This is a genomic window from Nostoc sp. DedSLP04 (genome assembly GCF_034530775.1).
Taxonomy (GTDB): Bacteria; Cyanobacteriota; Cyanobacteriia; order Cyanobacteriales; family Nostocaceae; genus Nostoc.
Window position 1 is genome coordinate 188,662 of record NZ_JAVRCL010000006.1, and the last position, 11,992, is coordinate 200,653.

The 11,992-nt window shown below is 42.9% G+C and carries 6 protein-coding genes; 2 read left to right on the forward strand and 4 right to left on the reverse strand.

From position 1 onward, the window contains the following. Positions 1-20: 20 nt before the first annotated feature. The 4 genes from RMX89_RS05850 to RMX89_RS05865 all read right to left on the reverse strand — a co-directional run bounded on the left by RMX89_RS05850 (position 21) and on the right by RMX89_RS05865 (position 5,148). Positions 21-1,856, reverse strand: coding sequence for an asparagine synthetase B family protein (locus tag RMX89_RS05850; RefSeq protein WP_322688250.1), 1,836 nt, complete (start codon positions 1,854-1,856; stop codon positions 21-23). A gap of 5 nt (positions 1,857-1,861) precedes the next feature. Beyond that, positions 1,862-2,485 carry a DUF3859 domain-containing protein gene (locus RMX89_RS05855; protein ID WP_322688251.1) on the reverse strand — a complete coding sequence of 208 codons (624 nt, stop codon included), beginning with the start codon at positions 2,483-2,485 and terminating at the stop codon, positions 1,862-1,864. Positions 2,486-2,787: 302 nt separating this feature from the next. After that, complete coding sequence (locus RMX89_RS05860; protein ID WP_322669580.1) at positions 2,788-3,042, reverse strand: hypothetical protein; 255 nt, start codon at positions 3,040-3,042, stop codon at positions 2,788-2,790. 291 nt (positions 3,043-3,333) lie between these two features. Beyond that, positions 3,334-5,148 (reverse strand): ShlB/FhaC/HecB family hemolysin secretion/activation protein, encoded by a 1,815-nt coding sequence (locus RMX89_RS05865; RefSeq protein ID WP_322688252.1) that lies wholly within the window; start codon positions 5,146-5,148, stop codon positions 3,334-3,336. 207 nt (positions 5,149-5,355) lie between these two features. On the opposite strand from RMX89_RS05865, the gene RMX89_RS05870 reads away from it, so the two are divergent. Together RMX89_RS05870 and RMX89_RS05875 are read left to right on the forward strand one after the other, a co-directional pair. Then, positions 5,356-10,626, forward strand: coding sequence for a CHAT domain-containing protein (locus tag RMX89_RS05870; protein ID WP_322688253.1), 5,271 nt, complete (start codon positions 5,356-5,358; stop codon positions 10,624-10,626). Positions 10,627-11,175: 549 nt separating this feature from the next. Further along, complete coding sequence (locus RMX89_RS05875) at positions 11,176-11,790, forward strand: hypothetical protein (protein ID WP_322669583.1); 615 nt, start codon at positions 11,176-11,178, stop codon at positions 11,788-11,790. The last annotated feature ends 202 nt before the right edge of the window (positions 11,791-11,992 follow it).

Below are 11,992 nucleotides of genomic sequence, written 5' to 3' on the forward strand. Positions count from 1 at the left end.
CTAATAAAGTAAATTACGAATTACGAATTACGAATTATTTTGTAATTTCTCCATAGCCAACGATGTAACCAAAAGGGATGATCCCAAGACTGTTTAGTTATTTCTTCATTTAAAACGTGCGATCGCCAAAGTTGCCACATAATTAGTAACCAGAGTGTTTCACCAATTCGACGGCCTTGAATAGCTGCTCCTAGTTTGCCTTCAACGATTTGTGCTGCGATGTGAGGATAAAAATGGTTGTTGGCGCGAAGTCTTTCTGGATTGAGCCAAATACCGAGTTGATGCCAAAAATCATTTAAACACCAAGAAGTTAAAGGAACCCCCATACCCCGTTTTTGTCGCCAGACAATTTCGGGCGGAAGCCAGTTTTCTACAGCCCGTTTGAGGATATATTTTTCACAAGCACCCTGCAAACAGAGTTCTCCAGATAAACGGAATGTCCACTCAGCTAAAGGTAAATCACAAAAAGGCGATCGCACCCACAACCCATGAGCAAATCCCAATGCAGTCGCACGGGGATGGATATTCTGCGCTCCTTTGAGCATCAAATTGGCACGGCGGAGGCAATGCAGCAAAGATGGACACTCATTGCGATCTAAAGCCGCCAACAGCCAATCTTCAGGATGCAAATTTTGGATCTGTGCATAGATATCTGGTTGATAAACTTGAGATTCGTATCCTCCAAGACGGTGAAAGGTGCGGAGATATTGCTGGATAAAAGTTTCCTGTCCGGCGGGATTTTCTGCTTGATAAACACCTGCGGCAATTAAAGGTTTGTTCGTCCAACCAGCAAACAATTGATCTCCACCTTCACCGTTAAAAATTACTTGAGTTTCCTGACTCGCTCTCTCAGATAGGAGATACAATGGCACACACACCCCATCTCCAAAAGGCAAATCTAATGCTTGCACAGTCGGAATTAAAGCATTCTCAATCGAATTTGGGGTTACTGCAACTTTAATAAGCGGAATTTTGAGAAATTGGGCGACTTGTTCAGCATAGAGATATTCTGGAATACCTGCGTTCCCAAAATCTAAAGTGTAGGCGCGGACTTTCACCCCTGCTTGTACCAGCAGCGCCGCCACCACTGAAGAATCGAGTCCGCCAGAGAGAAATACCCCGACAGGCTCATCCTTTAAATCTGCAATTTGTCGCTCAATGGAGTTTTTAAGGAGAGTTTGCAATTGGGTAATTGCTGTAGCTTCATCTGTTAACTGTTCTGACGCTTCCCGCCATGAGTGGATTTTTTTAGATTCAGGTGTTTGCAGAATACCTGATTGGCGATCGCTCTGCCAAACTAATTCCGTCCCAGCCGTCACTGCAAACACCTGATTAATAGGAGTTAAGGGTGTAGGAACGTAAGAAAAACAGCTATAGCCATATAACCCAGGAATGCTAACTTCTGACTGTGGCAAAATCGGTAAAAGTAATTGCAGTTGAGATGCAAACCAGATTATTTGTCCTTGCACAGTCCAATACAAAGGAACTCTTCCGAAAGCTTCTCTTCCCAAAATTAGGCAGTTGTTTTCTTGGATTACCCAAGCATCGGGTGAATTAAATAATCCTGATGCAAAGATGGCAGCAATTTGATTTTGTTGCAGTGGGGGATTGCCATCAATTCCTATGTAAACAACATTCCAGATGGGAAGAGGATTATTTTCTTGTGTAGAAAACTGACTTTTCTGACCTAACCCCCTAACCCCCTTCCCTACTAGGGAAGGGGGAAAATTCAAAGCCTCTCCCCTACAAGGGGAGAGGTTTGGAGAGAGGTTTTCCACAACACTAGTTAACAGCGCTTCCAACTCCTGTTGAGCGCCGTAACCCCAATAGCCAAGAAAGTGATGCGGGATAACCATCTGGACTATTTAACTTCAAAGGTTTCATCGCTAATCTGCCGACCTTTTAGGAACATCTGCACTTTCCAATTGCCAACAGTTGCAGCTGGGTTAATAGTGTAGCGACACTGGGTATCCCAGACAGATGTATTAATTTCGCGGGTTTGATAGTTGTTTTGCTTGACAATTTCACCGCTTGGGTCAATCCAATTACAAGAGAGAGCCAGCTTTTTACCCAAAGGTGCATCCTTTAAGGTGACACGATAGAACACTTCTGGATTGGTTTGCCGAGAAATTGTCTTTAAGTCGCCGCCATTATCTTGTATCAAAGTAATGCGGTCTTGTTGAGCAGAAACACGAGAAAGTGTAGAACTTTGCTGCTGCATGAAAAATATTGTCGATGCAATGACAATTACTACAATTGCCACCACTCCAGAGGTAATCCATCGATTCCGGCGTTGCTGTACTTCCAATGCTTGGCGGCGATTTAACTGAATCAGCGCTTCATCTAGTAACTCTGGCGGTAAATTCAACTCCTGTAAAATTTCTTTAACCTGCTGTTGGTCTAGTTCCGCTTCCCGACGCAATTGCAGACCTTCTACTTCTGTAACTATTTGTGATAATTGCTCTTGAGTCAGTCGCCGCGTCATAGCTTAACTCCTGTTGAAAAACTTTATGGCGATCGCTAAATCTCACTTTTGTAGGTACATCATAAGCTACAAAATAAAGTTGTTGCTTTTCGGATTATTTAAGAGATACTTTGTAACAACTAAAATTAATATGACATAACAGAATTGGTATTACCTGTAACAAGTAGAATTAACATGACGAAAAAGATACTTCTTGCAAAAGCCAAAAAACCGCCCTAAAATCAATTTATGGGCGGCTCAAGGATTTTTGCAATAGTATTTTTGCACTAAATTTAAAAAATTACCAATACCTCCTTTTTAGTTTAAATTTCTTGATTTCCGCCAATAGACAATTGTTTTTTGCTATGTTTCAACTCTTTCCAAAGTGACTTAATTTGCTGATAAGCCTCTTCCTGAGACAATTTACCCCCTGTTTCTAGGGAAGTGATGTAACTAATTCTTTGAGAGAATTCTTGGAGGTTGGCATTAAACACCAAATTCTCTGGCTGAAATTTACCATAATACCGGCTACGAGGGTAAAGAAAGCTGTTTTTGTCTTGTGAATTAGATTGTGCCATAACTTCTCTTTTATAATTCTTTCCTTCTTAAATTTATAAACTAAAACTTTCCCCTTTGTGTATATACACAGGATAAAATTCAAATTCCTGAAGAAAGAAGTTAATTTTTTAGTTCAATATTAGGATAAAGCAGAAGAACAGGTAATTAACTGTGGAAAATACTGAAATCAGTACCTCCTCTACTAAAATAAGTAAGTGAAATAGCATTTTGCTAATTAAACTCGACTTCCTCAAATACGGCTCAAATAATATCATGCCCGCAGAATTAGTTATGATTACCATAGCCTTTAGCTAGGGTTGATAGCGAAGGCTAAAGTAAAAGCCATCATCTTGAGCGTTATTACCACGATCGCTCAGATCGATAAATGGAAATCCATAATCGAGGCGCAAAAAGAGATTATCAATTCCCATTGCCTGATTCCATATTAATCCTAAGCCCGCGCCCACTAAAAAAGTTTGACTAGGTAGCAGATTCGGATTATTAGACTGATTCCAGACGGCTCCCATATCCACAAATGGCGCAAGTTGAATTGTGGATAATCCAGATTCATTGCGCTGTACTGTAAACCGATCTTCGATCGCTACCCGAAATCCATTATCCCCAGAACGGCTATTTTGGCGATATCCCCTTACAGATTGTCCGCCACCAATCACAAATTGCTGGGAAGGTAAAAGGCTATCAGGTGTAAGCTGCAAGTCTGCTTGGATGAGCAATAAATGATCGTTACTGAGTTGCTGCACGCGCTGTATTTGACCTAGCCAACTGAAAAAGCGGCCATCGGGTATGGGGTCATTGTTGATAGTTGCATCTAATATATCAACGCCAAAATTAAATTGCGATCGCAAAAACCAAGCTCCTTGAGGTTCGCGCTTGATATAATCTTGAGCAAATTTAATTACACTTGTACGACTAACGCCATTGGCATCAGGCCCAATGCCAAAGGGTTGTGCACGGTTATTAAAAATAAAAGTTTGACCATCTTGATAGGTAAATCCTAAAGATAAGGCAAATTCTTCTCTAGGCGATCGGATCAATGGTTGACGATAATTGATTTCATAAAGATCCTGGTTGGCCCGAATCCCAAAGGCATCAAAGGGTGACTCAGTAATTTCGTTGCGATTAAATGCCGCTCGAATCTGCACTTTCCCATTCATGGCGTTCACGGGAACCTGATAACTAAAATCAAAGACATCGGAACCACCAGAGAGTGTATGGTAATAGGAGCCAGCTAACTCATCTCCCATACCGGTTAAATTGCGCGATCGCAATTCAACACCCAATCTCTCCGCCCCAATACTGGGAGGCGAATAATTATCTACACCCAAACTACCAATTATAGTTTTTGCCTCTTCAACTCTGACAACGAGAATACTTTGACCAACCTTACCCGTTGGACGCAAACTCGCTTCCACGTTTTTGAACAGAGGATCTAGCCGCAGTAGCCTTAGTTGTTCTTCGAGCTTACCAGTATTCAGAGGGATACCAGCACCTAGTTGGATGCGACTACGAATATAAGATGGGTTTAATCGCCGCGTCCCTTGGATGTCAATCTCTGTCAAACGCCCTTCCAACACCTGAATTACCACAACACCATCTGCGGTACTAGATTGTTGAGTATCTGGAATTGCTCTGGAATTTATATACCCTTTATTTAGGTAAAGCTGGGTAACGGCATCGGCGGCTTGTCTGATTTCTTCTAAAGTCAAGTCCCGTCCTTCAAACGGTTTCACTACTGGATTAAAATCATTTTCCTGAAAAACTGTGCTACCTACAACCTGAATTTTCCGAACCCGAATGCGTTGTGGTGTTTCTGGTTGTGGGTTAGTTACTGGAGTAGATTCTGTTGACTGTACTATTTGTAACTCTGACTGACTGCTATTTTGAACCGAGTCCGGTGTAAAAATATTAGCTCTAGCTCTCAGTCCATTTGCAGTTACAATCCAGACCGCAGGCAGAATTAGCAAGCCGCACCGAAAGCTGAAACTGTGCTTACTGCATTTAGTAATAGCCAAGCTTTGCCAATTGTCTAACTGATGAGATAAATAGACAATTTTTTGCTGAGTCGTTGCTCTAGGCTGAACACCAGTTTCTGTTTCTTTTCTCATTTCTCTTCAGTGGAGTGCCTTATTTAACGACTGGGCTGATTTTGATTTTGGAGTATGGTATGGCTGTATGAGTATTTCAATATCATATTTTTGATATTCAAATTTCAAAAGATTTGTAACTAAAACTATAATTAACAGCGATTTCTTCTAAGTGATAGTCCTTAGCAATATATTGTGGTAACAGGTAGAAAACTTGGGAAAACTTCGATGTCACCACTGATTTCCATTGTCATCGTCAATTACAATCGGGAGTCTTACCTTCAAGAAGCGATCGCTAGCGTCTTAGCGCAGACATGGCAAAACTTTGAGTTACTAATTTGGGATAATGGCTCTACAGATGGATCGGTGGCGATCGCTCGCGCTTATACTCAACAAGATGGGCGAGTGCGGGTGGTAGAGGCAGACAATCAAGGAGTTGCTGCGGCTTGTAAGGCAGCGATCGCCCAAACTAGCGGCACTTACATCGGTATATTAGACAATGATGATATCCTTGCCCCCACAGCTCTTGCTCAAACCGCTACAGTCCTCAATCGCCACCCAGAAACGGGATTTGTTTACACTGACTACTTAAATATCGATCGAGATGGCAAAGTTATCGGTTATGGCGATCGCTGTGACATTCCTTACTCTCAATCAGGTCTATTGGTAGATTTCATGACGTTTCACTTTCGCTTGATGCGGCGATCGGTTTATGACCAAGTGGGAGGTGTTAACGAATTGTTCTCTTGCTGTGCCTATGATTATGATCTATGTCTGCGACTTTCAGAAGTAGCCCAAGTGCGCCGAGTCCAAGAGCCACTTTATTTCTACCGAAATCATTCTCAAAGCATCTCTGTTACCAGAAAAAAAGAACAAATACTCTGGTCGCAGAAGGCGATCGCTCAAGCACTTTGGCGGCGCGGATTAGCAGACAAGTTACAAATCGATGTAGAATTGCCCACAAGTCGCTTCATATTACGCTGCAAAAAATCTTTATTAGACCTCTTGCATAAATCAAAAATAAGAAAGAACCCCACCCCGCCAAAGCTGCGCTTTGTCTCCCCTCCCCGCTTGCGGGGAGGGGTTGGGGGTGGGGTGTTAGGGACTTGTACAAGAGGTCTATTGTCTAATATCGCTGCTTCAGGCTTAGTTATTGCCTCGCTGGTAAGTCCGAGATTAGCCCAAGCACAACAAATAGTTCCTGCTAACGATGGGACAAACACAATTGTGACTCCCAACGGCAATCGACTTGATATCACTGGCGGCACAATTTCAAGAGATGGTGCAAACCTCTTTCACAGCTTTCAACAGTTTGGAATTTCACCAGAACAAATTGCCAACTTTCAAGCCAGTCCGGCGCTGCAAAATATCCTTGGTCGAATTACAGGCGGGAATGCCTCGGTTATCAATGGTTTAATTCAGGTGACAGGTGGCAATGCTAACCTTTTCTTGATGAATCCAGCCGGATTTATTTTTGGAGCAAACGCTAGTTTAAATGTGCCTGGTGCTTTTACAGTGACAACAGCTAACGGCATCGGTTTTGGGAGCAGTTGGTTTAACGCTATCGGTGTTAATGACTACATAAATTTAGTTGGAAACCCCAACGGATTTGCCTTTAGTATGAACCAGCCAGGAGCGATCGCCAATGCTGGAAATTTGGTAGTAGGTGCTGGGCAAAATTTGAATTTATTAGGCGGTACTATAGTCAACACCGGGCAACTTTCAGCACCGGGAGGGCAAATTAACGTTACATCAGTACCAGGACAAAATTGGGTGCGTCTCAGTCAGCCAGGAAATCTGCTAAGTCTAGAAATTCAGCCCCTCGCCTCTAGTAGCACCCAACCCAACAACTGGACAATTCCCATTGCCTCAATACCCGAACTGCTGACAGTTGGTAACACAGGCTTAACTGCCAATCCTGATGGAACTGTAAAATTGACAAATTCCAATGTGACAATTCCCATAACTCCAGGTACAACAATTGTTTCTGGAACAGTTAATGCAGCGAGTCAAACAGGCGGTACGGTAACTGCTTTGGGTAAAAAAGTTGCAGTGATTGATGCCAATATTAACGCCTCTGGAAATAATGGCGGCGGTACTGTGCTAATTGGTGGCGATTATCAAGGTCAGGGGACTTTACCCAACGCAGATCGGACTTATGTAGACTCAAAATCCGTCATTAATGCTGATAGTAATTTGAATGGAAATGGCGGACGGGTAATTATTTGGGGTAACGACACAACCCAGTTTTTTGGAAAAATTTCGGCTCGTGGAGGAGCAAATGCGGGGAATGGTGGTTTTGTAGAAGTATCAGGCAAAAATTTCTTGACCTTCAACGGTTTGGTAGATACTTCAGCCGTCAATGGCAACTTTGGCACTTTATTACTAGACCCCAGCACATTGACAATTATCGATGGTGCAGCAGGGACAGGTGATTTTGATGCTACAGCAGGCAATATTGCCTTTGGCGATGCAGATATTGGGGCTAACACTGTTTCTTGGGGTGCGATCGCAGCTTCGGGTGCAAATATCAACTTACAAGCTACAGGCAACATTACCATCGATGACATCACCGGAGCTACGCCCTTAGTGACTACTCCTGGTGTCGCAACATTAAACTTGGGTGCTGGCGGTAGCTTCAGCCTCTCCTCACAAACTGGTTCTGTAAACTTTGTCAATCCCACCAACACAATCCAGACAACTGGGGGAGCGATTAACATTTCTGGAGCTAGTTTATCACTGGGCAATCTCGATACAACTACTGATTTTTCTGACAATAGTGGCAATGTTAACTTGTCTGCGACTGGCGACATCGTTGCGGGCAACATTATCGCCAGCGGCCAAGGCTACTTGGCAGGTAATATTACAGTCACAAGCAGCAGTGGTGGGATTACTCTAAATAATCTCGATACTAGCAACACTGAAGGGTTTAATACTATTAATACTGCTGGAACAGTCAGTTTGAGTGCCACAAGCAATATTCTCACAGGTAGAATTGATGCTTTTTCAAATAATGCTGATGGCTCAGGTCAGGCTGGCGATGTAGTTGCAACAACTACAGGCGGCAGTATTACCACAGAGGCAATTAACTCGTCTGTAGTTAAGGAAGGAGGTGGCGATTTTATCGGCACAGCTGGCACGATTAGTTTAACTAGCAGAGATAATATCACTGTGAATGATGCCATTAACGCCTCAGCAAGTGCGATCGGAGTCGATGGAACAGGAAATCTTACAAGTGGCAACGTTACTTTACAGACTACGAATACATCTGGTAGCAATATTCGTTTTACCAACATCAACACCCAGGCGATCGCAGACGATTTTGTTGATGGAAACACTGTTCAAGGTGGCAATGTGCAAGTGCTAACCAATGGACTTATTCAAGGAATCGGAACCGGTGAAGCGATCGCAACTGGTGGATTTTTTACTGGCGAAGGAGGTACTAACGTTCAACCTTCAGCAGGAGGTACTGTTAGCATTCGCCATGATGGTGGCCCAAACAATGTAGATTTTATTGTCGGTGATGCAAGTGTCAATGGTACAGCAGGGTCAATTAATACAGGTGACAATTCAATCATCACTAATAGCTTTCCAGTCTTGCCAAATGGTGGAGATGCTAGCGGTACACCAATCGGCATCACCATTACATCTGTCAACACACCGCCGATATTAACAGCAAACTCATCGCTACCCGATACCCAGACGAATCAACCTGTTACCTTAACGTTCTCTAGTTTGGCTCCACTGGTCAGCGATGTTAATAATGACATCACCTCCATCAAGGTCGATGTCGTGAATACGGGAAACATCACTGTCAATGGCGTTCCCGTCATCCCTGGTGTTACAACCTTATCTAGCGGCGATACTTTGGTATACACACCTCCAGCAGATACAAATGGGTCGCTAAATGCTTTTGTAATTAGTGCAAATGACGGCGTTTCCTCTTCTGCACCTGTACAGATAGGAATCAACGTCAGTCAAACTCCTACTCCCAATCCTGAAACACCAAATCCTGAAACTCCCAATCCTGAAACTCCCAATCCTGAAACACCCAATCCTGAAACTCCGAATCCTGAAACTCCGAATCCTGAAACTCCAAATCCTGAAACTCCAAATCCTGAAACTCCAAATACTAACCCCTGCACATTCCAATGCAATCTACCAAGTAAACCAAATAACCCTGTCCTCAATAATCCTCAGATTGATAACCCCGTTCTTAATCCCAACCCCACTCCCGAAGACAATTTCACAGATGATTTTGCCGACCATTTAGGCATACCCAGCCCTAAAATCAAAACCCTAGATGATGCCAAAAAAATTGCTCGTAAAATTGAAGAAGCTACTGGTATTAAACCTGCATTTATCTACATCAGTTTTGTCCCTGTGGAAATTTTACCAGAGGGGAATTTAGGCAAAGCTCAAAAATTTACGAAACAGTTAAATACCGTAGCAGAAAAAGATAGCGACCAACTAGAAGTTGTAGTAGTAACCGGAAAAGGCGATCCGATCCGCAAGCGCATCCCAGAAACAACTAAAGCCAAAGTTCTCCAAGTAGCTCAAGAATTTCGTGACCAAATCGTTAGTCCACAAAACCGTCGTCGCACCGGTTATTTGCGTTCATCTCAACAACTTTATCGCTGGATTATTGCACCATTAGAGGCAGATTTACAGGCGAGAGAAATCAACAATCTAGTCTTTTTACCAGATATTGGGTTACGTTCAACCCCAATGGCAGCACTTCACGATGGTAAGGGATTTCTAGCAGAAAAATATAGTATTGGCTTAATGCCTAGTCTTAGTTTGACTAATACCCTCTATAAAGACATCAAAAAATCTCAAATTTTAGCGCTGGGGGTTTCTCAGAGTACTCAGGGACAAGAGCCTTTACCAGCAGTCCCCCTGGAGTTATCAACACTAGTATCTAAACTCTGGCAGGGCAAATTATTGTTAGATAAGCAAGCCACCTTAGAAAATCTTAAAACGATCCGCCGCCAACAACCTTTTGGAATTATTCACATGGCAACCCATGCCAATTTTGCTACGGGTGCTTTGAATAATTCCTATATTCAACTGTGGGAAGACAAGTTACGCTTGAATCAATTACGACAGTTGCGCTTGAATGAACCTGAAGTTGAAATGCTCGTGCTGAGTGCTTGTAGAACAGCTTTAGGGGATAAAGAATCCGAACTGGGATTTGCGGGTTTAGCAGTGCTGGCAGGTGTGAAAACTAGTGTTGCTAGTCTTTGGTCGGTTAATGATGCTGGCACAGCGGCGTTGATGACAAAATTTTATGAGAATTTAAAGACAACTCCAATTAAGGCAGAAGCTCTCAGACAGGCTCAGGTAGCTATGCTCAAAGGGCAAATTTATGTCAAGGATGGACAAGTGCAAGGTTTAGGAGGAGTTGGGAATTTGCCTTTACCTGCTGACAGTGCTGATGAATCACTTATGCATCCTTATTATTGGGCTGGATTCACAATGGTTGGTAATCCTTGGTGAAAGTAGGGAACAATGAAAAGGGTATAGGGGAGAATGGCACGCTTGTTAACGCCAAACCCATTACCTATAAGGCTTTTGGGTGTGGGGTGTGGCTGAGTGGGTGTAGTGAAGAAGGAAAATATTTATGTTCATACTCGATATTTTGTTTTCTTAATTTTCCCCGAACCTGCAACCCTACCCCCAACACCCTGCCTACACGAGCTTTCAGCTTTACAAGCGTGCCATTCGGTATAGGGGATAGGGTGTGGGGTGTGGGGAACCCCATACTTAAAAGCAGGAGTTTCAAAACGGACGCTGTATATCTTGCACATACGTGTCACTACATACATCTTTTGATTTTTTCCATATTTAAAAACAGGGGCTTGTACCCGTTGGGTGCGAGAGAACGTTCTTTATCTAATACCTGCAACCCCACACCCCACACCCTTCTCGGTCATAAATCGAGCGACGTTCTTCTAGTGAATACTACGGTTGAAAGATATGTCTTCTTGAAGATGAACGCTACAATCTATCAGAAAATCAAGAAGTAGTTAAATCCAGAGTGGCTTCATGACGCCTAATTTAACACCTAAAGCGACATTTGACTTTATTAACGTGCTATCCCAGGCTGCGGCTAAGTATAGAGAACCAAAAAGTATACGCCCTAGTGCTGAAATATTAGTAAAGGCGTTGCTACAAGCAGAAAAAACTGCCAAGCAACAAAAGTTGACTTATCCGTTTGAGTTTCTGCTCGGTAAATGGCAACTTTGCTTTGTCACTGGCACTAAAAAAAACAGAGGTAGCGGGGGAATTGTATTAGGCAACGGTTTCTATGTACCCAAGTTCATGGCAATCCATGTTTCCTTTAATGCCACTTTGGAACAAAATTCAGACAGAGGCGAAATTACTAATCAGGTTGAGCTTAACCCAGTTTCACTGAAACTCACGGGGCCAGTGCAATATTTCGGGAAGAAAAATTTATTGGCCTTTGACTTTAACCAGATGATTCTCAGTTTGTTTGGTCGTGTTATTTACAACAGAGCAATCCGTGGTGGTAAAGTTCAAACAGAAGATTTCTACAACCAACCGATAGGTAAACTACCGTTCTTTGGCTTCTTTTTGGTAACAGAAGATTTCATTGCAGCTCGCGGTCGTGGGGGAGGATTGGCATTTTGGATTCGATAAACTTAAAGACCTTTGCAGGAAATCAGGCAGTCTTGCTGGAAGCAAAAGGAAAGAGAATTTGACTTATATCATGTCCGCTTGATTACTTACTAAACTCCAAGAACCCCACCCCGCCAAAGCGTAGCTTTGTCTCCCCTCCCGAAAAGCCTACGGTGTATACACAAGTCGGAAAAAGCTCGATTTTCCCATTGTTCTCTCACTT

What these genes read in the sequence shown, in the direction of transcription:
- RMX89_RS05850 (WP_322688250.1), bottom strand. Translation starts at nt 1,856, where the DNA reads ATGGTTATCCCGCATCACTTTCTTGGCTATTGGGGTTACGGCGCTCAA.
- RMX89_RS05855 (WP_322688251.1), bottom strand. Translation starts at nt 2,485, where the DNA reads ATGACGCGGCGACTGACTCAAGAGCAATTATCACAAATAGTTACAGAA.
- RMX89_RS05860 (WP_322669580.1), bottom strand. Translation starts at nt 3,042, where the DNA reads ATGGCACAATCTAATTCACAAGACAAAAACAGCTTTCTTTACCCTCGT.
- RMX89_RS05865 (WP_322688252.1), bottom strand. Translation starts at nt 5,148, where the DNA reads ATGAGAAAAGAAACAGAAACTGGTGTTCAGCCTAGAGCAACGACTCAG.
- RMX89_RS05870 (WP_322688253.1), top strand. Translation starts at nt 5,356, where the DNA reads ATGTCACCACTGATTTCCATTGTCATCGTCAATTACAATCGGGAGTCT.
- RMX89_RS05875 (WP_322669583.1), top strand. Translation starts at nt 11,176, where the DNA reads ATGACGCCTAATTTAACACCTAAAGCGACATTTGACTTTATTAACGTG.